The sequence below is a fragment of the Aurantimonas marina genome (genome assembly GCF_017183135.1).
Taxonomy (GTDB): domain Bacteria; phylum Pseudomonadota; class Alphaproteobacteria; order Rhizobiales; family Rhizobiaceae; genus Aurantimonas; species Aurantimonas marina.
Genome location: NZ_JADDXW010000004.1, coordinates 17971 through 40870, shown reverse-complemented (window position 1 = coordinate 40870; position 22900 = coordinate 17971). Strand labels below are relative to the sequence as shown.

Here is a 22900-nt window from a genome sequence, read left to right as displayed (position 1 = left end):
CCGGCGCCGAGCGGGTGTCGATCTTGACGTCGAGCGCCGCCGTTCTGGACAGGCGGTGCCAGGATGGCATCATGGCCGTTTGCCGCGATGAACGAGCCGCCGAAGGGCACGGATGTTCAACCTTTTCCTTCTCCAGGCGCTGAACGGGATCCAGCTCGGCATCCTGTTGTTCCTCGTCGCTGCCGGGCTGACCCTGATCTTCGGGGTCATGGACCTGATCAATCTCGCGCACGGCGTTCTGTACATGGTCGGCGCCTACCTCGCGGCGACCTTCACGGCCTTCACCGGTGATTTCTTCCTCGGGCTCGCCCTTGCCCTGCCGGCGACGCTCGCCTTCGGTATCGTTCTGGAATTCCTGATCTTCCGACGTCTCTATGACCGCGATCACCTCGATCAGGTACTCGCCACCTTCGGGCTGATCCTGATCCTCAATGAGGGCGTGAAGATCATCTGGGGCGCGGCGCCGATGAGCGTGCCGATCCCCAACATTCTGTCCGGCTCGATCCCGCTGATTGGCAACATGCGCTATCCATTCTTCCGCGTGGCCATCATTGCGGCTGGCCTGCTTACCGCGCTCGGACTTTATCTGATGGTCAATCACACGCGGATCGGCATGCTGCTCCGCGCCGGCGCCACTAACGCGCCGATGGTGTCCGCGCTCGGGGTCGACATCGGGCGGCTGTTCATGGTCGTCTTCGGCCTTGGAGCGATGCTGGCGGGCTTTGCCGGCGCCATGGTCGCGCCGATCCTCTCCGTCGAGCCCGGCATGGGTGACAGCGTCCTGATCCTCGCCTTCGTCGTCATCGTCATCGGTGGCGTCGGTTCGGTTCGAGGCGCCTTCGTTGCGGCGATCCTGATCGGTCTGGTCGATACGCTCGGCCGCACCTTCGGGCCGATCCTGCTGCGCAGCCTGATGGACCCGGCGGCCGCCTCACAGACCGGCCGAACCCTGGCGCCGATGTTGATCTACATCCTGATGGCTGCCGTGTTGTTCTTCCGGCCGTCCGGTCTGTTCCCGGCCAAAGGGGCGGCCGCATGACAACCGGCTTGTCGGACCTTGCCGCCCCCGCTTCGCGGATCGACATCGGCCCCGTTCGTCGCCCGCTTCTCGGGCGTCACGGTGCCAGTGTCGCGGCCGCTGTCATCATCGCCGGTCTCGGGCTCCTGCCATTGCTGGCATGGGCGCTCGACGACCCGTTCCTGCTCGTTACCGCGACGCGCCTGACGATCTTCGCGATCGCGGCGCTCTCTCTTGATCTCGTGCTCGGCTACGGCGCGATGGTTTCCTTCGGCCATGCGGCCTTCATCGGTCTGGGTGCCTATTCTGTCGCGATCCTGGCGGCGAACGGCATCGAGGACATTTTGCTTCAGACACTCGCCGCTATCCTGGTTTCAGCGTTCTTCGCCCTGATCACCGGGGCGATCTCGCTGCGGACCAAGGGCGTCTATTTCATCATGATCACCCTCGCCTTCGGTCAGATGGCATATTTCTTCATGGTCTCGCTGTCGGCCTATGGCGGCGATGACGGCATCACTCTCTCCAACCGTTCGACGCTGTTCGGCGCAGACTTGCTGGAGAGCGATCTCGTCCTCTTCTACGGCGCCCTCGGTTTCCTTGTCCTGGCCTTTGTCGGACTGAGGGCCTTGGTCGCCTCACGCTTCGGCAGGGTGCTGCGGGGAACCCGCGACAATCGGCTTCGCATGCAGGCGATCGGCTTTGCCCCCTTCCCGTACCAACTGACCGCCTATGTCATCGCGGGCGCGATTGCCGGCGTCGCCGGGGTCTTCCTCGCCAATCAGGCGGAGTTCGTCTCGCCCGCCTACATGACGTGGCAACGCTCGGGCGAGCTCATCGTCATGGTTGTCTTCGGCGGCATGGGAACCCTCGTCGGCGCAATCGCCGGGGCGATCGCCTTTCTGCTGCTGGAGGATTGGCTGGCGCAGTTTTCCGAACACTGGAAGCTCTGGCTCGGCATTCTCCTCGTGCTCCTCGTCCTCTTCACTCGAGGCGGCATCGCCGGCTTCGCTTCCCGTCTATTCGGGGGCGCGCGGTCATGACGACACCGTTGCTCGACGTTCGGAATCTCAGAAAATCCTATGGTGCGCTCGCTGTTACCGATGATGTCAGCCTCGTTGTCGCGCCCGGCGAACTCCATGCGATCATCGGCCCGAACGGGGCCGGCAAGACGACGCTGATCCATCAACTTTCCGGAAGCCTCCGCGGCAATTCGGGCACCGTCCGCTTCGCCGGCAAGGACGTCACCCGTCTTGGCATGGCCGAGCGAGTGCACCGCGGTCTTGCGCGATCCTTCCAGATCACCTCGATCCTCGACGGCTTCACCGTCCTGGAAAACGCCGCGATGGCCGTCCAGGCGCGGTCGGGCTCGAGCTTCCGCTTCTTCGCGCCAGCGGCGCGCGAAGCCCAGCTCAACGACGAGGCGATGGCGGCGCTGGCGCGCGTCCGGTTGGACGACCGGGCGGACCGCCGCGCCGGCAGCCTGTCGCACGGCGAAAAACGCCAGCTCGAAATCGCTATCGCCTTGGCCACCGGGGCGCGATTGCTGCTGCTCGACGAACCGCTCGCGGGTACCGGCCACGAGGAATCCGCCGTGCTCGTGGATCTCGTGCTGGAGCTGAAGTCCACGCACACCGTCGTTCTCGTCGAACACGACATGGAGGCGGTGTTCGCTCTCGCCGACCGGGTGAGCGTTCTCGTCTATGGCCGATTGATCGCCACCGGCACGCCCGAGGCGGTGCGCTTGGACCCCGAAGTGCGCAGTGCCTATCTCGGCGAAGAGGAGGCCGCCTGATGTTGGCGATCGAAGGTCTCGAAAGCGGCTATGGCGACTCCCGCGTCCTGTTCGGGATCGATCTGACGGTCGCCGCGGGCGAGGTCGTCACGCTGCTCGGCCGCAACGGCATGGGCAAGACCACGACCGTCAAATCGCTGTTCGGGCTCTTGAAGCCGCGCGGCGGCCGAATTCTCATCGACGGCGACGATGTCACCGGGCGCGCGCCCCACGTCATTGCCAAGCACGGCCTTGGCCTGGTGCCGGAAGGCCGGCAGATCTTTCCGACGCTGTCGGTCGAAGAGAACCTCGTGGCTACCCATCGCGCCGGTACGGGGTCCGCCGAATGGACGCTGATCAAAATTTACCGGCTGTTCCCACGGCTTCAGGAACGTCGGCGCAATATGGGCAATCAGCTGTCCGGTGGTGAACAGCAGATGCTGGCGATCGGCCGCGCGCTGATGACCAATCCCCGTCTCGTCGTCCTCGACGAGGCCACCGAAGGGCTGGCTCCGCTCATTCGCGAGGAAATCTGGACTTGCCTTGCCGCCATCAAGGAGGCCGGGGCGGCTATCCTCGTCATCGACAAGAACGTCGATGCGCTCGCACGCTTCGCCGACCGTCACGTCGTTATCGAGAAGGGCCGCATCGCCTGGACCGGAACGACGGACCAACTCAGGTCGACGCCGGAGATCAAGGACCGGTTTCTGCATGTCTGACACTGACCAACACGCCATGTCGAAGGGAGATATGCGATGACGATCATGACCGCCGGGGTGACCAAGGCCGAGGAAGGCATCGACGGCATCCGATGGAACATCCTTGGCCAGACCTACATCCCGAAACAGCACTGCGAGAGTTCGCTGTCCTGGCATGCGACGTTTCCCGTCGGCACCTTCGTGCCGCCGCATATCCATCCGACCCAGGACGAGTTCATCTACATGTTGCAGGGTCGGTTGGATTTTGTCCTCGACGGCCAGGAGACTTTCGCTCAACCAGGCGATACCATCCGCCTGCCACGCGGCATACCGCACGGTATCTTCAACCGCAGCGATGCCGACGTGAAGTGCCTCTTCTGGGTTTCGCCGGCGCACCGGCTCTACGATCTTTTCTGGGCGCTGCACAATCTCGGGCCGGAGGCAGATCCGGCCGAGGTCGTTGCCATCTCCGCCAAGCACGAAGTGGATTTCCTGCCGCCGCCGGATGCCGAGTGATCCACACGGCCGAGGGACTGGAGGACAGACCATGAAAGTGCTCATCGTCGGGGCCGGCATCGGCGGTCTGACCGCCGCGCTGATGCTGCACAAGCGCGGCATACGCGCCGAGGTCTACGAGCAGTCTGCCGAGATTCGCGAAGTGGGGGTCGGGATCAACACCCTCCCCCATGCGATCCGGGAACTCGCCGAGATCGGGCTGCTGCCGGCGCTCGACAAGGTCGGCATCCGCACCCGCGAGCTCGTCTACTACAACCGCCAGGGCCAGGAGGTCTGGCGCGAGCCGCGCGGCACCGACGCCGGCCACCCCGTGCCGCAATTCTCGATCCATCGCGGACGGCTGCAGAAGGTCATCCACGACGCCGTGATCGAGCGGCTCGGACCGGACGCGGTGAAGACAGGGCTGAGCCTTTCCGGGTTCATGCAGGACGAAGGCGGCGTGACCGCGCATTTCACCGACGCGGTGAAGGGCGACGCGGGAACGACGGTGCGGGGAGACATCCTCGTTTGCGCCGATGGCATCCACTCGGCCGGCCGCCGTCACTTCTATCCTGACGAGGGAGCGCCTTGCTGGAACGGCGTTCTGATGTGGCGCGGCGCGACCGAATGGAGCTCATGGGGCGACGGCCGGACGATGGCGATCGGCGGCGGCATGGGCGCCAAATTCGTGCTCTATCCCATCGCCGAACTCGGCGACGGCAAGCAGCTGATGAACTGGGTCGTCAACGTTAAGATGGCTGACGGCAAGACCTCGCCACCGCCGAAGGAAAGCTGGTCGCGACCGGCGTTGCGCTCCCTGGTGCTGCCCTACGCCAAGCGCTTCACCATTCCCGATTTCGATGTCGCCGCGCTCGTGGAGGCGACGCCGCAGGCGTTCGAGTATCCTATGTGCGACCGCGCCCCCCTGCCCCGCTGGACCTTCGGCCGGATTACGCTGCTCGGTGACGCGGCCCATCCGATGTATCCGGTCGGCTCCAACGGCGCCTCGCAGGCGATCCTCGACGCCCGCTCCCTCGCCGACGCTCTGCATCGCGCCGAACACCCCTGCCAAGCCCTATGGGAATATGAACGGGAGCGGCTGCCGACGACCGCCGAAGTCGTGAGGCTTAACCGCAAGGGCGGACCCGAGCGGGTCATCGACGAAGTCGAGAAGCTGGCGCCGGGTGGCTTCGATCACGTCGATGCCGTGCTGACCCGCGCCGAACGCCAGGCAATCGTCAGCTTCTATGCGGGCAAGGCCGGCTTTGCCGCCCAATCGAGTGGTCAGGCGGAGCGCAAGGCCGCCAACGCCTGAGACAAGTTCTCCAAGGGGAGGACGAGTCATTCACGATGCTGATTGCAAGTGCGATTTATTAGTTTAATGTTAAAATAGTTTCCGGATGCAGGATGATCCCGTGACCATCGAACGACGGCCCCGACATATCCTCGTCACCGGCGCCTCCCGCGGCATCGGGCGGGCGACAGCCGAGCGCCTTGTCGCTTCGGGCGATACGGTGACAGTGCTGGCACGCTCTCAAGACGGAGCCGAACAGGTTCGCGCCGAACTCGGCGCCGCGGTCGTCGTCGCGGCGGATGTCACTGACGCCTCCGCATTGGAAGAGGCGCTGGGCACGGCCGCCAAACGGTCTGACCCCATCCACGTACTGGTCAACAATGCCGGCGGAGCCGAGACTGCGCTGGTCTCCCGGCTTGATGTCGACCAGCTGCGGCGGATGATGGCGCTCAATGTCGAGCCGGTCCTGAACGCCATCCGTTCGGTACTACCGGCCATGAAGGAGCACGGCTTCGGCCGGATCGTCACCATCGCGTCGACGGCCGGGCTCAAGGGCTATCCCTATGTCGGGGCCTATTGCGCCGCCAAACACGCGGTCGTCGGGCTCACCCGGGCGCTGGCGCAGGAACTCGCGCCGACGGGTGTTACCGTCAACGCCGTCTGTCCGGGTTACACGGACACCGACCTCGTGTCGGGGTCGCTCGACCGGCTGGAGCAGAAGACCGGGCGGGCGCGCGCCGACCTGCTCGCCGAATTTACCGGCGCCAATCCTCTCGTTCGGCTGATCCGCCCAGATGAGGTGGCCGATTGTGTGCGTTGGCTGGCTGGCGCCGGCGCCTCGTCGATCACGGGCCAGGCGATCGCGGTCGTGGGAGGCGAGCTATGAGCAATGCCCGACGCGAGACGGCCAACCCTATCGACGCCGAATCCAAGGTGCGCGAAAGTCCGCAATACCACCGCGCCGAGTTGCGCCTGTGGCTGCGGCTTTTGACCTGCGCCAATCTGATCGAGGGCAAAATCCGCAAACGGCTGCGTGAGGAATTCGACACCACCCTTCCGCGCTTCGATCTGATGGCGCAGCTCGAGCGCTCGCCGGACGGCATTCTCTTGGGCGAGCTGTCCCGCCGGATGATGGTGTCGAACGGCAATGTGACAGGGCTCGTCGAGCGTCTCGTCCAGGAAGATCTCATCGAACGTCAGGTCTCCGAGACCGATCGCCGTGCAGTCCGTGTCCGCCTTACAGCCAAGGGGCGATCGGTTTTCGCGACGATGGCGGAGGCGCATGGCAACTGGATCGCCGAGATGCTCGGGGAACTCGCTCCGACCGAACAGGAGGCACTCTGGAACCAGCTGGGCGATCTCAAGGCGTCCGTCCGCAAGACCGGCCACAGCGCACGGACGCCGACCGTCCGCAGGGAGACATCATGAAACGCCAAAACGCCGTCGCTGTGCCACCCGCCGACTTCGCGCCGGAGCATTTTCGCCTCTCGATCGAGGGCGGGATCGCTACTGTGACGCTGAACCGGCCGGAGCAGAAGAATCCGCTGACTTTCGAGAGCTATCCCGAGCTGCGCGACACCTTTCACGCGCTGCGCTTCGACGACACGGTGACAGCCGTCGTGCTGACCGGCGCGGGCGGCAATTTTTCCAGCGGCGGCGACGTTTTCGAGATCATCGAGCCGCTGACCAAAATGACACCTCGCAGCTCCATGCCTTCACGACGATGACGGGCGATCTGGTCAAGGAGATGCGGCCACATTGGCGGAGACCGGATGGCCAATGTGCTGGTCGGCAAGCTCAACCTCGTTCCCGGTAACAGGGTGCTGCTGCGCTCGGCGAACAATCCGACGCTGGTGGCGCCCTACACGGCGGTCATCAAGTCCCGCGGTGTGGTCGTGGCAACGATGCCGCTTTTGCGGATGAAAGAACTCGTCAAGATCATCGACAAGGCGCGGATCGGTCTCGCCTTCTGCGATTCATCGCTCGTCGACGAGATGGAAAAAGTCGCCTCCGAGTCGCCTTTTCTCGACCGCGTCGTGACGTGGTCCGGCCGGGCGCCACCGGCAAGCCGGTTCCAGGTTACGAAGCGCGGGTGATCGACGCCGATGGCAAGCGCTGCCCGATGGGGACGCCCGGCCAGCTCGCGGTGCGCGGGCCGATCGGCTGCCGCTACCTCGCCAACGATCGTCAGGTGGCGTATGTCCAAAGCGGCTGGAACGTCACCGGCGACACCTATGTCGAGGACGCCGACGGCTATTTCTGGTTCAAGGCGCGCAATGACGACATGATCGTGTCCTCGGGCTACAACATCGCCGGGCCGGAGGTCGAAGCCTCGCTCCTCGCCCATCCGGCCGTCGCGGAAGCCGGTCGTCGGTGCCCCGGACTCGGATCGCGGCTGTATCGTGAAAGCCTATGTGCTGCTGGCGGACGGCCAAGCCGGGGATGCGGCCTTGGTCAAGGCGCTGCAGGACCATGTGAAACAGGACCTCGCACCCTATAAATACCCCCGGTCGATCGTCTTCGTCGACGCGCTGCCAAAGACCGAGTCCGGCAAGCTGCAACGTTTGACGCTACGCCAACAGGCTGAGCGAGAAGCCGGCCAGGGAGAAATGGCGTGAACCTGACCCGTCCGATCGTCGGCGAGGCCGCAACATCCGATCGCCCGACCGCCGAAGGCGACCTCACCGCTTTGCAGCCAGCGGGTTGGCCGACGCCAAAAGGCTACGCCAACGGCGTGATGGGACGGGGCAACACGGTCCTGACCGGCGGGCTGATCGGCTGGGACGAGAATGAGGAATTCCCCGAGGGTTTCGTCGCCCAGGTCGAACAGACCCTGACGAACGTGCTCGCCGGCGTGGCGGAAGCCGGTGGCGGACCCGAGCACATCGCGCGGCTGACATGGTATGTCCGGAGCATTTCCGCCTACCGTGCTTCGCTGGCTGAGCTCGGGCCCATCTATCGCCGGGTCATGGGGCACCACTATCCGGCGATGGCGCTAGTCGAGGTCTCCGACCTGGTCGAGCCAAGAGCGCCGGTCGAGATCGAAGCCACGGCCGTCGTGCCGGTCTGACCAAGGATCACCACACCACATGACGCACAGTTTCTGGCAGCCCGGCGCCGAGCCTTTGACCGACTTGGACGCGGCCTATGCCAACAGTGCCGCGATCGCCGGATCGCAGTCCTATCCGCCGCGATGGGCGGCCGCGGCTGCTGCCTTCCGGGGACATCTGGCGTCGATCGGGCGAGCCCGGCTCGATTGCGCATATGGCCAAGCGCCGCGCAACTGCTACGATCTGTTTCTCCCGTACGGGGCTCCGATCGGCCTCGTCGTCTTCGTCCATGGCGGATACTGGAGAGCCTTCGACAAATCGCTCTGGTCGCATCTGGCCGAAGGCGCGCTGCAGCGCGGCCACGCGGTCGCGATGCCGAGCTATACGCTCTGCCCCAACGCGACGATCGGCGCGATCACACGGGAAATCGGCGCGTTCCTCGACCACGTCGCCGGCGAGGTTCCCGGGCCGATCCGCCTCTCCGGTCATTCGGCGGGCGGCCACCTCGTCTCGCGCATGCTCTGCACCGATGCGCCGATCGCGCGCGCCACGGCAGACCGCATTGACCGGACCGTTTCGATCAGCGGCGTTCACGACCTTCGCCCGCTGCTCGCGACCGACATGAACGACATCCTACAGCTCAACCTCGCCGAGGCACGAGCCGAGAGCTCGGCGCTTCTCGAGCCGCGCGCGAACATCGACATCACCTGTCTCGCCGGCGGCGCCGAGCTTGACGAATTTCGCCGCCAGAACGCGCTGCTCGCCAATGTCTGGCATGGCTTCGGCGTGAGGACGCGAGCGGTAGAACGGCCGGGAAAGCATCATTTCGACGTCATCGACGAACTCCGCGATCCGGCGAGCGAAATCGTCGCGATCTTGACGGGCGCCCCGAACTCCTGAAACCGTCGCATCCAGAAACAACGAACCACCGCTTGCCCCGGCAGGAGCCTTCATGAAACCGATCTTCGTCCAGTTCAAATGCAAGCCGGGCATGGCCTACAGGGTCGCCGATAGCCTCATCCAGGACGTCGAGGAAATTTCCGAGGTGTTTTCCACCTCCGGCCATTACGACCTGATCGCCAAATTCTACCTCGACGACGACCAAGACATCGGCCACTTCGTCACCGAGCGCCTGCAGGTGACCGAGGGCGTCGCCGACACGTTCACGCTGGTCGCCTTCAAGGCGTTCGGCTGAGGCGCCGGACGCGGCCAATCGGATCATGGTCTCCTCTCATTGAGCATCGCCGACGCGCCTTTGTCTTCGCGCCCGGTTGTCGGGGCGAAGGGATCGGGAAGCGGACGCATGGCGAACGTCGCTATGCTGATGAGTGAATGACGCTTGCCATGCGCCCGCCGGCTGCTTGCCCCGGACCCGACGCTTCGCTTGTGGCGAAGCCGGTCTGCAAAGGGCCCGGATGTGGGGGTTCATCACCCAGCCGCGCCACCGCAGCGCGACCCATCCGGCACCGTCCTCCCTCCACGCGCATCCGGTTCATGACCCGTGTTCCCGCGAGGGCGATGGGAGAAGGATACGGCGAGTGCTGGGGGTGGGGAGAGATTTTTTCGATGGGGCGGCTTTTTCGGGGGTGCGCGGACATGTTCTTCACCGTCGAAGACGGGGGCGCCGACCTTCCCGCCTCGTCATCCCGGCCTTGAGCCGGGATCCACGCCGCGACATTTATCCCATCCTCTCCGGTGACGGATTGGCGGTTCCCACGGCTTGGAATAGATCCCGGCTCAAGGCCGGGATGACGACCATAGCAGGATGGCCAGAGTGACGAGCGTGGCTGAGCCAAGGCGGGATCACGACCTTAGGGGATGGCACCTTTGTTAAAGCACCGCCCGCCCCTACTCCGCCGCCTCGCGCCGATCCCGTGGTGACGGAGCGTCGCCGGAATCACGCGGGCGCGGTCTTGCCTGCGCCGGGTCTCGATGTCTTGCTCGCGTTTTTTGGCGAATTCGCGATGGGCCTGGTCGCGTCCGGCAAGATAGCGTTTCAGCCAATGTTGGTTGTGCGTGTCGTACCAGGCGGCGGCCTCACGGGTGAAATACGGATGCCACAGGTGCGGACGACCCAGCGCGACGAGGTCGGCGCGGCGCGTGTGCAGAATCGTGTTGACCTGCGCCGGCTCGGTGATCGCCCCGAGGCCATCACCGCCAGTTTCGGCACGTTGCGGATCGCCTCGGCGAACTGGACCTGGAACATGCGGCCAGACCGGTTTCTGGCCGGAGAGCGTTTGTCCGGCTGAAACGTCGATCAGGTCGCAGCCCGCCTCGGCAGAGACCTTTGAGATCGCGACGCTGTCGGCCTCGTTGATTCCCCCCTCTTGCCAGTCGGTCGCGGAAATGCACACCGACATCGGCTTTTCCGACGGCCACACCGTGCGTCGCCGCGAACCTCCAGCGGACAGCGCAGCCGGTTTTCGATCGCGCCGCCATATTCGTCGTGGCGCGTGTTGGTCAGCGGCGACAGGAACGAGGCGAGCAGATAGCCATGGGCGCAACGGAGTTCGACCATGTCGAAGCCGGCCCGTTCCGCCCGCTCCGTCGCCTGAACGAAATCCTCGCGGATGCGGTCCATCGTGACGCGGTCGAGCTCCGCCGGGACCTGGCTGACACCCTCGAAATACGGGATCGGCGAAGCCGAATAGATCGGCCAGTTCTTCGCCTCGTCCTCCAGCGGCCGGTCCGTATTCTCCCAGCCAAGCTGCGTCGCGCCCTTGCGGCCAGCATGGCAGAGCTGCATCACCATCCTGGTCGTGGTGTTTGCGTGGACGAAGTCGACGATCCGCTTCCACCAGGACCGCCACCGATCACCGTGATACGCATGGGCTCTCTCCTGTCGGGTCGAACGGGTCGTCTCCAAGATATTTTATAGTTAAACTATCTCATTGCAAGCGTGGACTTCGGCGCGTGATCTCCCCTTAGTCAGGACTCATCGCAACGGACGTTATGCCGACCGCGATGCCTGTCTGCCAAGCTTCGGTCAGCGTTCGCCGCGCCGATAGGGTTGCATCAGCGCCTGCGGCACCCGGGCACGCCGGGCCATCACAACCAGCGCCACGACCGACAGGACGTAAGGGACCATCAGAAAGAGCTGGTACGGCACCGCATTGCCGATGATCGCCTGAAGGCGAAGCTGGTAGGCGTCGAACAGGGCGAACAGGATCGCGCCGAAAAGCGCCCGGCCAGGCTGCCAGGATGCGAAGACGACGAGCGCGATCGCTACCCAGCCGCGTCCCTGCACCATGGTTGGAAAGAAGCTGTTGAAGGCCGACAGCGTCAGGAATGAACCGCCCAGTCCCATCAGCGCGCTGCCCGCGACGACCGCGCCGATTCGTATCTTGATCGGGTCGAGCCCTTGCGCCTCGGCCGCGTGGGGGTTCTCCCCGGTCATGCGAATGGCGAGCCCAAGCGGCGTACGCGCCAGTATGTAGGCAAGCAGCAGCGCGAAGAAGATCGCGAGATAGGTTGGCGTCGTCTGGTTGAACAGCGTGGAGCCGAGAAGCGGCAGATCGGACAGGATCGGGAAATCAATCGGCTGGAATGGCTCGATGGTCGGTGGCGTCCCCTGGACCGGCACGACCAGCCGGAACACGAAGTAGGCGAGACTTGAGGCAAACAGTGTGATGCCCAGCCCGGTGACGTGTTGGGACAGCCCCAGCGGGACTGTCATCAGCGCATGCAGCAGCCCGAACATCGCGCCGCCGAGCGCCGCGGCCAGAAGCCCGAACCACAGGCTGCCGCCCTGAAACACAGCCAGCCAGCCAATCATCGCGCCGAAGGTCATGATCCCCTCGATGCCGAGATTGAGAACGCCGGCCCGCTCGCACAGGAGCGCGCCGAGCGTCCCGAAGATCAGCGGCGTTGCGATCCGCAGGACCGCCGCCCAAAGGCCCGCCGACGCGAGGATGTCCAATGCCTCGCTCATCGGCGGATCCGGTAGGTGGTGAAGAACAGCGCGACCAGCATGGTCAGCAGCGACAGTGCAACGGTGACGTCGGCGATGAAACTCGGCACGCCGAGCGCGCGGCTCATGCCGTCGGAGCCGACGAACATCGTTGCCGCGAACAGCGCCGCGGCGACGACGCCGAGCGGATGAAGATTGGCCAGCATCGCCACGACGATGCCGGCATAGCCGTAGCCCGGCGACAGATCCGTCGTCACATAGCCCTTCACGCCCATCACCTCGATCGCTCCCGCCAGCCCCGCCAGACCGCCGGACCAGCAGGCGACCTTCACGAGGGTGGCGCTGAGGGGCACTCCGGCGAAACGCGCCGCCGACGGATTGAGACCCGCCGCCCGCGCCTCCATGCCGAACACGGTCCGGGACTGGACGATGAAGACGATCACGGCGGCGATGACAGCGAACACAAGGCCGATATGAAGGCGCGAGCGCTCGACCAGCTTCGGCAGCAGCGCGTCGCCGACGACCGGCACCGACTGCGGCCAGCCGAAGGCGAGCGGGTCCTTCATCGGTCCCTCGATCATCATCGAGACGAACAACAGGACGACAAAGTTCAACAGCAGCGTGGTCACTACCTCATCGACCCCGAAACGCAGGCGGAGCGCCAACGGCAGGAGCAGGAGAACCATTCCCGCGACCGCGCCGGCCAGCATCAAGGCGGGGACGAGCGCATAGCCCGGCAGCGCGAGCCCATGCTGCGAACCGAGCGCCGCCGCCGCCAGCGCACCGACATAGAACTGGCCTTCGGCGCCGATGTTCCAGACCCGCGCCCGAAACGCGACGGCGACGGCGAGGCCGGTGAGGATCAGTGGCGTCGTCCGCGTCAGCGTCTCGGTCGCCGCCAGCCGCGAGCCGAACGCCGATACCAGAATCCGCTGATAGGCCTCCAGCACCGGCGCGCCAGCCAGCGCGATCAGGATGCCGGACAGGCCAAGGGCGGCCAGGATCGCGATGATCGGCGCCGCGACAAGCAGACCGATCGGGCGATGTTCTCGCCGTTCCAGACGCATCAGGCGGCCTTCGCCCATTCGCCGGCCATCATCAGCCCGAGACGCCGCGCGTCGATCGCGTCCGCGACGACCGGATCGGAGAGGCGCCCGTTGACGATCGCCTGAACACGGTCGGCAAGCGCCAGCACCTCGTCGAGATCCTCCGATATGAGCAACACGGCCGTGCCGGCCCGCCGTGCCGCCAGAATCTCTTCATGGACGGCGGCGATGGCCCCTTCGTCGAGGCCACGGGTCGGCTGGGCGGCCAGAAGGATTTTCGGCGCCGTCGCCAGATTGCGGCCGAAGATCAGCTTCTGCATGTTGCCGCCCGACAGAAGCCGCGTCCTTGTGTCGCTGGTTCCGCCGCGAACATCGAAGCGTTCGATGACGCCGGCGCAAAAAGCTTTTGCCGCATCGCGCCGGACGAAACCGAAGCGGGAGAAGCGCGGCTGGCGGACACGTTCCAGCACCGCGTTTTCCCACAAGGCAAAATCCCCGATCATGCCTTCGCTGTTGCGATCTTCCGGAATGCGGCCAATGCCGAGGGATACCAGCCGCCGCGGGTTCTCCCGTCCGCGGCCGACGCCGAACATCGTCAGCGCGCCCTCGTCGGCGTGGACGAGGCCGGATACGAGATGGGCCAGCGTGGTCTGACCATTGCCCGAGACGCCGATGATGCCGAGCGTCTCGCCGGCCCGCAGCGTGAAGTCCAGATCGACGAGCCGGCGCTCGCCGTCGACCCTGACCGTGACACCCTCGGCGGTCAGCATCACCTCGCCCGGCGTCCCTGTTTCGCGGACGGGCCGGGAGACCCGGCGGCCGACCATCAGCTCGGCCAACTCGTTCTTGGAGGTATCCTTCGCCGCCCGCTCGGCCACCACGCGGCCGGCCCGCAGCACGACGACCCGGTCCGCCGCGGCCAGAACCTCGTGCAGCTTGTGAGAAATGAAGATCAGCGACAGCCCCTCGGCCGCCATGACGCGCAGGATCTCGAACAGACGCTGTGCCTCGGGCTGCGTCAACACGGCGGTCGGCTCATCAAGGATGAGGATACGTGCGTCGTTATAAAGGGCTTTCAGGATTTCGACGCGCTGCTGCTCGCCGACGGACAGATCGCCGACCCTGGCGTCGAGATCGACCTTGAGGCCGAAGCGCTCCGCCAGGGAAGTCAGCTTGTCTCGAGCCGGGCCGGTCCGCGAGCGCCAGCCGAGCAGGCTTTCGGTGCCGGTCATGACATTTTCCAGCACGGTCAGATTGAGCGCCAAGGTGAAATGCTGATGCACCATGCCGACGCCGGCGTCGATCGCCGCGCGAGGCAGGCCGGCCGGCAGCTCCCTGCCGTCGACGAGAACACGCCCCGCATCCGGCACGTAATGGCCGAAGAGCACGTTCATCAGCGTTGTCTTACCGGCACCGTTCTCGCCGAGCAGAGCGACGACCTCCCCGCGCGCAAGTTCGACCATTATGTCGTCATTCGCCGCGAAGGAACCGAAGCGTTTGGTGATCCCTTCGAGCCGCAGGACCGGCGAACCGGTCACGGACGCCGCCCCCTCGAGGCGAAATCACCGCCCTGCCCTTTTCGCATGTCCAAGCCCTCGTCAGGCGGGCTCGTCGAAATTGATCGGCACGTCAAACTCGCCCGCCTTGATCGCCGCGCGCTTTTCCTCCATCGGGCCGATCGCGTCCTCCGGCACCATGGATTTTTGGAAGACGATGTCGTTGCCGCCCTCCTTCATCAGGCTGAAGGGGGTGTAGTTCTTGCCGGTCGGGTTGCCGGCCTGCGTGTCGGCGATGGCGGCGTCGAGGATCGGCCGGAAATACCACATGGCGTTGGCGAAGACCGTGTCGGGGTAGCGCGGCGTATAGTCGATCAGCGATCCGATCGCCTTGATGCCGCGCTCCTTCGCCGCGTCCGCGGTACCAATCCGCTCGCCGAACAGGATATCGGCGCCGGCGTCGATCTGCGCCAGGCCCGCCTCGCGCGCCTTCGGCGGATCGAAGAACGTGCCGATGAAGCCGATGAGATGCTTGGCGTCGGGTCGAACGGCGTCGACCCCGGCCCGGAAACCGTTGATCAGCATATTCACCTCGGGGATCGGGATCGCCCCGACCGAGCCGAAGATGCCGCTCTCGCTCATCTTGCCGGCCAGCATCCCGGCGAGATAGGCGGCCTCGTGGTTCCATGTGCCGAAGGTGCCGAAATTGTCGCCGGCCGGGCCGCCGCTCGACCCCATCAGGAACGCCGTGTCAGGATAGTCGGCCGCCACCTGGCGTGCTTCGGATTCGACCGCGTAGGACTCGCCGACGATCAGCTTGGCGCCTTGCTCGGCGTATTCGCGCATGGCGCGGGCGTAGTCGGTGCCGCCGACCCCCTCGGAGAAGACATAGTCGATGGCGCCGTCCCTGGCCGCTTCCTGAAGCGCCTGATGGAGACGCGAATTCCAGGCGTTTTCGACTGGCGAGGCATGTAAGCCCGCAACCTTCAGCGGTGCTTGCGCGAAGGCGCGCGGCAAGACCAACCCGGCGCCGAGCGTGGCGCTCCCGAGCAGAAAGCCGCGCCGTCCGATCGTGCCGAGTGTGGTCATGCCTTGTCCCTCCACCGAGCCACAATGGCTCATATTGGCCGCAATTTTGACGGACTGCCCAATTCGTTGTCAACCGCGATCATCGCTTATCAAGTGATCAATCGGCATCGAGTCCGGCTTGCGGGGCGTAGGCGGCCGCATCGACAATCGCGTTGCGGTCGTCGAGGAACAATTGGCTCACCCGCGGCTCCGATCGCACGATGATCTGCCCGCGACGCACAACCGCCAAACGATGCGCCTTGAGGCGGATGGCCTCGATCGGATCTTGCGCTTGCAGGACGACGAAATCGGCCTTGGCGCCGACATCAAGGCCGTAACCTTGCAGTCCCATAACCCGTGCGGAGTTGACGGTGACCGCGTCGAAGCAAGCCCGCATTGCCTCGCGCGAGGTCATCTGGCCGACATGGATGGCCATATGTGCGACCTCGAGCATGTCGGCGGAGCCGAGCGAGTACCAAGGGTCCAACACGCAGTCGTGGCCGAAGCCCACATTGATGCCGGCCGCCATCAGCTCCGGCACCCGGGTCATGCCCCGGCGCTTGGGATAGCTGTCGTGGCGCCCTTGCAACGTGATGTTGATCAGCGGGTTCGGAATGACATGCATTCCGGCGTCGAGGATCAAGGGGATCAGCTTCGAGACGTAGTAATTGTCCATCGAATGCATGGAGGTGAGGTGCGAGCCAGTGACTCGCCCTTGCAGCCCGTGCCGGATGGTTTCGGCCGCCAGGGTCTCGACATGGCGCGACAGCGGGTCATCGGATTCGTCGCAATGCATGTCGACAGGAAGGCCGCGCTCGGCCGCGATCCGGCAGAGCGCGACGACCGAGGCGGCCCCCTCCGCCATCGTCCGCTCGAAATGCGGGATGCCGCCAACGATATCGACGCCCATGTCGAGGGCGCGGGCGAGCGCGTCGGCAGCGCCGGACGCGCGCAGATAGCCATCCTGCGGAAAGGCAACGAGCTGTAGATCGAGATACGGCCTTACGCGGTCCTTGACCTCGAGCAGCGCTTCGACGGTGACGAGGCGCGGATCGCTGACGTCGACATGGCTGCGGATGGCGAGCAGGCCTTGCGCGACCGCGAGATCGCAGTAGCGGAGCGCCCGCTCGACCAGGGCCTCGCGGGTCAGGAGCGGCTTCAACTCGCCCCACAGCGCGATGCCCTCCAGCAGCGTCCCGGACCGGTTCATCCGTGGCAGCCCCAGGGACAAAGTCGCATCCATGTGGAAATGCGGATCGACGAAGGGCGGCGAGACCAGGCGATTGGAGGCGTCGATCGTCTCGCCTGCCTCGGCCTCTATGTTGCGCTCGACAGCCGCGATCCGGCCCTCACGAACCGCGATGTCGATCCTTGTGCGGCCATCGGGCAGATTGGCGTTGGTGACGATGAGGTCGAACATCGGATTGCTCCAGCGCGCGGGGATTCCGTCCTGGCGGCCCCCTGTCGGGGCGTAGGCAAGGCCTCCGACCGAAGTGGCGCCGCCGCAAATCCTTCGCGACGGCATCCTCGGTCCAGGAGCAGACGGCTAGATCGTCAGGACGGTCGCGCCGGTGGTCTTCCGCGCTTCGAGATTGCGGTGCGCCTCGGCCGCTTCCGAGACCGGATAGGTCTGGCCGATGGTAATCTTCACGGCGCCCGAGCCGACCACGTCGAACAATGCCTTGGCCGAGGCGTCGAGTTCCTCGCGATTGGTGTTGTAGCCGAACAGGCTCGGCCGGGTTACGTAGAGCGATCCCTTCTGGTTGAGAATGCCAAGATCGATCTCGGGCAGCTTGCCGGAGGACTGGCCGAAGGTGACCCACAGGCCGCGATTCTTCAGGCAATCGAGGCTTCCGGGAAAAGTGTCCTTGCCGACCGAATCGTAGACGACGTCGCATTTGCGTCCGCCGGTGATCTCCCGCACTCGCTCGACGAAATCCTCCTCGCGATAGTTGATCACGTGATCGTAGCCGTTCTCGCGGGCCAGCTTGCACTTTTCTGGCGTGCCCGCTGTTCCGATGACGGTCGCGCCGAGATGCTTGGCCCATTGTCCGGCGATCAGTCCCACGCCGCCGGCCGCGGCGTGGAACAAAAGGACCGTGTCCGGCCCGACCTTGAAGGTCCGCCGCAGAAGATATTCTGCCGTCATGCCCTTCAGCATGATCGCCGCGGCGGTCTTGAAGTCGATCGTGTCGGGCAGCTTCACGGCCTTGTCCGCCTCGGTCACAAGCCGCTCGGCATAGCTGCCGGTAACGCCGTTATAGGCGACGCGGTCGCCCACCCGGAAACCGTCGACCCCCTCCCCGACTTCGGCGACGACGCCCGCGCCCTCCTTGCCGAGAACGAAGGGCATGGTCGGCGACTTGTAAACGCCGGTGCGAAAATAGACGTCGATGAAGTTGAGGCCGGCGGCCTTCTGATCGACCAGAATCTGACCGGGACCCGGCCGACCCGGATCGTGATCCTCCCACTTCAGGACCTCCGGGCCACCCACTTCGTGAACGACGATCGCCTTGCTCATGCTTCACTCCCGTTATTCGCAGATCACAATGAAATCGTATCGTTCGCTCCGGTGTCATCGTGATCGAATCCACAAAGTCGGCGCGGAATGCGCGCGGGAAGCCGGTTCCCACTCTTCTTCATTCCGCGCTAGTCGTGTGACACGCCCCGCAGCCGGTCGATGATCTGAAGGACGCCGCCGATGGCGAACAGATAGAGGCCGGAGGCGACAAGTCCCCATTCGACCCACCAGGGCGAGGCGAAATTCATGAACAGTGCCGCGAGCCCCAACACCGACCAGACGGCGAAAACGCCGAGATTGACCGGGCGCAACCGCTCGACGCGCACAGGGTGCAGAAACTTGATCGGCAGGAACGTCGCCACGGAGCAGAACGCCACGAAGGCGAAGGCGGTCCACTCGTTTGGCTGGATGGCGAAAAACGTGAAGATGACCATGTTCCAGGCGACCGGAAATCCGCGAAAGAAATTGTCCTTCGTCTTCATGCGCAGATCGGCATAGTAGATCGCGCTGGATATGACGATCAGCGCCGCGGCGACGAACGACCATGGCCGGCCGATCATGCCCGAGAGATAGAGCGCGACGGCGGGAATCATGACAAAGGTCGCATAGTCGATGATCGAATCGAGGAGATCGCCCGACCAGTTCGGCAGTACGCGCTTGATCTCGATCCGGCGAGCCAGAGGGCCATCGATGCCGTCGACGAACAGCGCGAATCCCAACCAGCCGAACATCGCCACCCAGCGCTGTTCGGCCGCCGCAATGACCGACATGAACGCGAGAAACGCCCCGCTGGCGGTCAAGAGATGCACGCCGAAGGCACGCCACTTATCGAAGGCGCTGACTGCGTCTGTCATGAATCCCCACGCTGCGCCGTTGCATTTTGCCGCCCCTCGGCAAACCACCATTGCCATCCGCTGTAACCGGCGTATGTCGGGATTCCAAGTGAAACGAGCGACATCGTTCGCAGTTTCGGACCATTTCACTGGACAAGCCGGCGGGAGATTGTGCAATTGGCAACAGAGCGTAGAGAGATCGCCGTCGTTGGAGGCGGATTGGCGGGAACGGCCACCGCGCTGGCTTTTGCCGACCGCGGCTTCGACACCGTCCTGATCGCGCCGAAATCGACGCCGGATGCGCGCAGCACCGCGCTTCTAGGCGATTCCGTCGCGTTTTTGGCCAACCTCGGCGTCATCGATCGACTCGGCGCCAAAGCGGCCCCTCTGGCAGTGATGCGGCTCATCGACGACACCAGGCACCTGTTTCGTGCGCCGGTCGTGGAGTTTCGCGCCAGCGAGATCGGCTTGGCTTCGTTCGGCTACAATGTTCTCAATTCCGATCTCCAGGCGGCGCTGAACGCCGGCGTCGCGGAGGCGCAAAGGCTGGAGGTTCGCGAGACGGCGGCGCGGGGCTTCACGATCGATGGCGACCGCGCCGTGGTGACGCTCCAGGACGGTGGGAGCTATCGCGTCGGTCTGGTCGTTGCGGCGGACGGACGGCGCTCGCCGATGCGCGAGGCGGCCGGCATCGGCGTGCGGCAATGGATCTATCCGCAGAGCGCCATCGTCTTCAACTTTCGCCATCGCATCGATCATCATTCCGTCTCGACGGAATTCCATACGCGGGCCGGCCCGTTCACGCAGGTGCCGCTGCCCGGCCGGCGTTCATCTCTCGTTTGGGTCGAGGAGCCCAACCTCGCCGAGCTCTACGTCGATCTAAAGCTGGACCGTCTCGCGCGCACGGTCGAAGACAAGATGCATTCGATCCTCGGCTCGGTTGAAATCGAGGAACCGATCCAGCGTTTTCCGCTGTCCGGCGCTTCGGTCGACCGGATGACCGGCGAACGCCTCGCTCTCGTCGGGGAAGCCGGCCATGCATTTCCGCCGATCGGTGCACAAGGGCTCAATCTCGGCTTGCGCGACTGCGAGGCGATCGTACGGTTCGCCACCGAAAGCCGCGACGATCCCGGGCAGCGGGCGACGCTGTCACGTTATGAAGCGGCCCGCCGGGTGGATGTACGCTCGCGCACCGTCGGCGTCGATCTTCTCAACCGCTCGCTTCTCGCCGATTTCCTGCCTACGCAGCTCGCACGGACCGTGGGACTGGCCGCGATGCGAAGCGTTCCGTTTCTGCGCCAGTTCGCCATGCGGGAGGGTTTGTCACCCGGCGCGGGACTGACCGGGGTGCCCCGCTCAATACGCGAAGGGGTCGGCCGGAACGATCCCTGAGGAGATCAAGAAGAGCAACAGCGTGACCGAAGCGACGGAGAACACCGTCGTCACCAGGACCGAAGCCGAGGCGCGCTCCACCCACACGCCGTATTGCTGCGCGATGACGAAGACGTTGGTTGCCGTCGGCAGGCTGGCGAGCAGGATCGCGCTCTTCACCCAGACCGGATCGAAGTCACCGAACAATCCCAGCAGCAGCCAGACGGCGGTGGGATGCAGCACAAGCTTGATCGGCACGATATAGCCGAGTTCCACCGGCACCCGTTTCAACGGTCGCAACGCCAGCGTCACGCCCATTGCGAACAGCGCGCAGGGTGCCGCCGCATTGGCGAGAAGCTGGAGAAAGCGATCGACAGGCTCCGGGGGTGCGGCCCCTACGATCGCGGCCGCGACCCCGAGAACGGTGGCGATGATGAACGGATGCGTGACGATCTTGAGCACCACACCGAGGGCGATCTTCGCGGGCGATCCCTTGCGGTCGCCGCCCAGCGCCATCATCAGCGGCGCCATGGTGAAGTGTAGGGTATTGTCGAAGCAAAAGATCAGCGCCACCGGAACTGCCGCTTCCGGGCCGATGGCGACAAGGGCCAGTCCCGGCCCCATATAGCCGATATTGCCATAGGCCCCGGCAAGCCCCTGAATCGTCGCGACGGGAATGTCGCCCCGCGTTCTCGCCAACGCCACCGCGAAGCCGAGGGCGAAGATGAGGAAGGTCGCCAGCGTGGTCGCGACGATAAAACCGCCGCTGGCGAGCTTTTCGACCGGGGTTTTCGACAACAGCTGGAAGAACAGCGCCGGCAGCGCGATATAGATGATGAAGACGTTGAGCCAGGCGAGCCCGTCCACCGGATGGCGGACGATCCGGCCGGTGGCAAATCCGAGCGCGATCAGACCGAAGAACGGCGAGATCAGACCGACGATCGCGATCAACGGGCAGTCCGGGGCATGAGGGAAAGCGTCATCGGTGTGCGGTTCGTCGGCAGCGGCGACGGACGCGCTTGCGTTGTCGCTTCGAGATTGGCTATTGCCGGTCCCTTAAGGGAGTCGTGAATTTGATGCAAACTGCCCGCTTCTTCATCGGACAAGTCGTCTGCCACCGCATGTATCCGTTCCGCGGTGTCATCTTCGACGTCGATCCGGAGTTCGACAACACCGAAGAATGGTATAATTCGATCCCCGAGGATGTCCGGCCCCGCAAGGACCAGCCGTTCTACCATCTCTTCGCCGAGAACGCGGAGAGCGAATACATCGCCTATGTCTCCGAGCAAAACCTCCTGCCTGACGAGACCGGGGTTCCGGTTCGCCACCCTCAGATCGGCGAAATCTTCGACGGTCCCGTCGATGGTTCGTATCGGCTGAAAGGCACCCACCGCAATTGACCCTGCCTTGGCCGCAGAGCGGCGCGCGGACAAGCAAACGGCGGCTGACGCCGCCGTTTAATCCTTCAGGGAGTGGCTTGGCCGCGGCAGGACCTATTGCGCGGCGGGCTTTGCCTCGCCGGCGTTGTCCTTGGCAGCCTTTTGGGCCTCCTCGAACTTCTTGCGCCGCTCCTCGGCCTGCTTCTGCAGGGCCTCGTTCAGCTCCTTCTGGCGCTGGGCGAGTTCGGGCTGCGCCTTCGGAGCTCCATCATAGGCCTGGGTGAAGCCCGATAGACTGATCGGGATCGGGTTCGCCTGGCGCTGGAAGTTGATCGACGTCACCGTCATCTGCTTGCCGCGCTTCATCGAGGCCACCATGGCATCGGTCAATTCCGCTTCGGCGATGCAGCGGTCCGCGAAGCAGACCGAATAATTCAGCGTCTGCGGCTTTTCGTCGTCGACCTTCATCTGAACACCAGCGGGAATCACTCGACCGGTCGGAACCACGGCCTGGATCACCTTCTGGTTCACCTTGCCCTTGACGTCGATCAGATTGACTGCGGTAAGCAGTTGGCGCGTAGCGGCGATCAACGTGTACTGCGTATTGCAGATCTCGTTTTCGCCCTGCGTCGAGCAGACCTTGAACCATTCGGCGGGAATCGCCTGACTTTGGGCTGGACTGGCAGGCTGCGCCTGGCCGGCGGCGGGCTTCGCGTCCTGGGCGTTCGCCCCTGAAACGCCGAAAGCAAGCGTCGCGAGCCCGACCAGCCCGGCGGCGAGCATCGTGGTGGAAGCGTTCGACAAACGGTGCGTCACAGGCCTCAAATCCTCTCGGCATGACAAAATCATGAAACGGTGTTCCTTAACGGGCCACGACCTGTTTCGCAAATGCGGCCGTTTAAAGACCCTCGATCCATATCCCGGTGCTTCCGGATGGTAGGCAAAGCAAG

27 protein-coding genes and 1 pseudogene are annotated in these 22900 nt (G+C 64.7%); 17 read left to right on the top strand and 11 right to left on the bottom strand.

The genetic code is table 11. From position 1 onward, the window contains the following. Positions 1 to 112 precede the first annotated feature (112 nt). From ING15_RS06050 to ING15_RS05990, 15 genes and pseudogenes are all read left to right on the top strand, one after another. Entirely contained in the window at positions 113 to 1039 is a 927-nt protein-coding gene (locus tag ING15_RS06050) for a branched-chain amino acid ABC transporter permease (protein ID WP_206453897.1), read from the top strand. Then, positions 1036 to 2058, top strand: coding sequence for a branched-chain amino acid ABC transporter permease (locus ING15_RS06045; RefSeq protein WP_206453896.1), 1023 nt, complete (start codon positions 1036 to 1038; stop codon positions 2056 to 2058). Before ING15_RS06050 ends, ING15_RS06045 begins: the two co-directional genes overlap by 4 nt. Next, complete coding sequence (locus tag ING15_RS06040; RefSeq protein ID WP_206453895.1) at positions 2055 to 2810, top strand: ABC transporter ATP-binding protein; 756 nt, start codon at positions 2055 to 2057, stop codon at positions 2808 to 2810. Before ING15_RS06045 ends, ING15_RS06040 begins: the two co-directional genes overlap by 4 nt. Then, positions 2810 to 3508 (top strand): ABC transporter ATP-binding protein, encoded by a 699-nt coding sequence (locus ING15_RS06035; protein ID WP_206453894.1) that lies wholly within the window; start codon positions 2810 to 2812, stop codon positions 3506 to 3508. Before ING15_RS06040 ends, ING15_RS06035 begins: the two co-directional genes overlap by 1 nt. 36 nt (positions 3509 to 3544) lie before the next feature. Further along, complete coding sequence (locus ING15_RS06030) at positions 3545 to 4003, top strand: cupin domain-containing protein (protein ID WP_206453893.1); 459 nt, start codon at positions 3545 to 3547, stop codon at positions 4001 to 4003. Positions 4004 to 4034: 31 nt separating this feature from the next. Further along, positions 4035 to 5297 carry a flavin-dependent oxidoreductase gene (locus tag ING15_RS06025; RefSeq protein WP_206453892.1) on the top strand — a complete coding sequence of 421 codons (1263 nt, stop codon included), beginning with the start codon at positions 4035 to 4037 and terminating at the stop codon, positions 5295 to 5297. A gap of 100 nt (positions 5298 to 5397) precedes the next feature. Then, positions 5398 to 6162 (top strand): SDR family NAD(P)-dependent oxidoreductase, encoded by a 765-nt coding sequence (locus tag ING15_RS06020; protein WP_332873783.1) that lies wholly within the window; start codon positions 5398 to 5400, stop codon positions 6160 to 6162. Then, entirely contained in the window at positions 6159 to 6704 is a 546-nt protein-coding gene (locus tag ING15_RS06015) for a MarR family winged helix-turn-helix transcriptional regulator (RefSeq protein ID WP_206453890.1), read from the top strand. Before ING15_RS06020 ends, ING15_RS06015 begins: the two co-directional genes overlap by 4 nt. Next, positions 6698 to 7074: pseudogene (locus ING15_RS06010) on the top strand (enoyl-CoA hydratase-related protein); the annotation flags it as partial. The gene ING15_RS06015 and the pseudogene ING15_RS06010, both read left to right, overlap by 7 nt. After that, complete coding sequence (locus ING15_RS20020; RefSeq protein WP_456298350.1) at positions 7049 to 7372, top strand: AMP-binding protein; 324 nt, start codon at positions 7049 to 7051, stop codon at positions 7370 to 7372. The pseudogene ING15_RS06010 and the gene ING15_RS20020, both read left to right, overlap by 26 nt. After that, on the top strand, positions 7369 to 7776 hold the full coding sequence (locus tag ING15_RS20015; protein ID WP_456298351.1) for a hypothetical protein: 408 nt from the start codon (positions 7369 to 7371) through the stop codon (positions 7774 to 7776). The genes ING15_RS20020 and ING15_RS20015 overlap by 4 nt, the downstream gene beginning before the upstream one ends. Then, on the top strand, positions 7679 to 7894 hold the full coding sequence (locus tag ING15_RS20010; protein WP_456298349.1) for an AMP-binding enzyme: 216 nt from the start codon (positions 7679 to 7681) through the stop codon (positions 7892 to 7894). The genes ING15_RS20015 and ING15_RS20010 overlap by 98 nt, the downstream gene beginning before the upstream one ends. 14 nt (positions 7895 to 7908) lie before the next feature. After that, the gene (locus ING15_RS06000; RefSeq protein WP_332873789.1) at positions 7909 to 8346 is read left to right on the top strand and encodes a RidA family protein; all 438 of its coding nucleotides are present in this window, start codon (positions 7909 to 7911) and stop codon (positions 8344 to 8346) included. A gap of 19 nt (positions 8347 to 8365) precedes the next feature. Then, entirely contained in the window at positions 8366 to 9226 is an 861-nt protein-coding gene (locus ING15_RS05995) for an alpha/beta hydrolase (protein ID WP_206453889.1), read from the top strand. Positions 9227 to 9278: 52 nt separating this feature from the next. Further along, positions 9279 to 9521, top strand: a complete 243-nt coding sequence (locus ING15_RS05990) for an Lrp/AsnC family transcriptional regulator (protein WP_206453888.1) — start codon at positions 9279 to 9281, stop codon at positions 9519 to 9521. A gap of 616 nt (positions 9522 to 10137) precedes the next feature. On the opposite strand, the gene ING15_RS19435 is transcribed toward ING15_RS05990, so the two are convergent. The 9 genes from ING15_RS19435 to pcsA form a co-directional block, all read right to left on the bottom strand. Then, positions 10138 to 10686 carry a hypothetical protein gene (locus ING15_RS19435; protein ID WP_232845601.1) on the bottom strand — a complete coding sequence of 183 codons (549 nt, stop codon included), beginning with the start codon at positions 10684 to 10686 and terminating at the stop codon, positions 10138 to 10140. Continuing rightward, a complete protein-coding gene (locus ING15_RS19430) occupies positions 10584 to 11072 on the bottom strand; it encodes an oxidoreductase (RefSeq protein WP_232845600.1) in 489 nt (162 codons plus the stop codon). Before ING15_RS19430 ends, ING15_RS19435 begins: the two co-directional genes overlap by 103 nt. Before the next feature lie 240 nt (positions 11073 to 11312). Next, positions 11313 to 12257 carry an ABC transporter permease gene (locus tag ING15_RS05980; protein WP_206453887.1) on the bottom strand — a complete coding sequence of 315 codons (945 nt, stop codon included), beginning with the start codon at positions 12255 to 12257 and terminating at the stop codon, positions 11313 to 11315. Continuing rightward, a complete protein-coding gene (locus ING15_RS05975) occupies positions 12254 to 13303 on the bottom strand; it encodes an ABC transporter permease (RefSeq protein ID WP_206454117.1) in 1050 nt (349 codons plus the stop codon). Before ING15_RS05975 ends, ING15_RS05980 begins: the two co-directional genes overlap by 4 nt. Further along, on the bottom strand, positions 13303 to 14820 hold the full coding sequence (locus tag ING15_RS05970; protein ID WP_206453886.1) for an ABC transporter ATP-binding protein: 1518 nt from the start codon (positions 14818 to 14820) through the stop codon (positions 13303 to 13305). The genes ING15_RS05975 and ING15_RS05970 overlap by 1 nt, the downstream gene beginning before the upstream one ends. Positions 14821 to 14880: 60 nt before the next feature. Further along, positions 14881 to 15867: a BMP family protein gene (locus tag ING15_RS05965; protein ID WP_206453885.1), complete on the bottom strand. Its 987-nt coding sequence runs from the start codon at positions 15865 to 15867 to the stop codon at positions 14881 to 14883. Between the two features lie 97 nt (positions 15868 to 15964). Beyond that, on the bottom strand, positions 15965 to 17266 hold the full coding sequence (locus tag ING15_RS05960; protein ID WP_206453884.1) for an amidohydrolase family protein: 1302 nt from the start codon (positions 17264 to 17266) through the stop codon (positions 15965 to 15967). A gap of 126 nt (positions 17267 to 17392) precedes the next feature. Then, positions 17393 to 18367 carry a quinone oxidoreductase family protein gene (locus ING15_RS05955; protein WP_206453883.1) on the bottom strand — a complete coding sequence of 325 codons (975 nt, stop codon included), beginning with the start codon at positions 18365 to 18367 and terminating at the stop codon, positions 17393 to 17395. A 128-nt stretch (positions 18368 to 18495) separates the two neighbouring features. Then, on the bottom strand, positions 18496 to 19221 hold the full coding sequence (gene pcsA / locus ING15_RS05950) for a phosphatidylcholine synthase (RefSeq protein WP_206453882.1): 726 nt from the start codon (positions 19219 to 19221) through the stop codon (positions 18496 to 18498). 150 nt (positions 19222 to 19371) lie between these two features. Between pcsA and ING15_RS05945 the strand changes: the two genes are divergently transcribed. Next, complete coding sequence (locus tag ING15_RS05945; RefSeq protein WP_332873782.1) at positions 19372 to 20592, top strand: UbiH/UbiF family hydroxylase; 1221 nt, start codon at positions 19372 to 19374, stop codon at positions 20590 to 20592. Here ING15_RS05945 and ING15_RS05940 read toward each other — a convergent pair. After that, a complete protein-coding gene (locus ING15_RS05940) occupies positions 20557 to 21522 on the bottom strand; it encodes an AEC family transporter (RefSeq protein WP_206453880.1) in 966 nt (321 codons plus the stop codon). The genes ING15_RS05945 and ING15_RS05940 overlap by 36 nt on opposite strands. A 125-nt stretch (positions 21523 to 21647) precedes the next feature. Here ING15_RS05940 and hspQ point away from each other — a divergent pair, with 125 nt between their 5' ends. Beyond that, the gene (gene hspQ / locus ING15_RS05935; protein WP_206453879.1) at positions 21648 to 21971 is read left to right on the top strand and encodes a heat shock protein HspQ; all 324 of its coding nucleotides are present in this window, start codon (positions 21648 to 21650) and stop codon (positions 21969 to 21971) included. Between the two features lie 93 nt (positions 21972 to 22064). Here hspQ and ING15_RS05930 read toward each other — a convergent pair whose 3' ends face one another. Continuing rightward, complete coding sequence (locus ING15_RS05930) at positions 22065 to 22733, bottom strand: invasion associated locus B family protein (RefSeq protein WP_210348808.1); 669 nt, start codon at positions 22731 to 22733, stop codon at positions 22065 to 22067. Positions 22734 to 22900 lie beyond the last annotated feature (167 nt).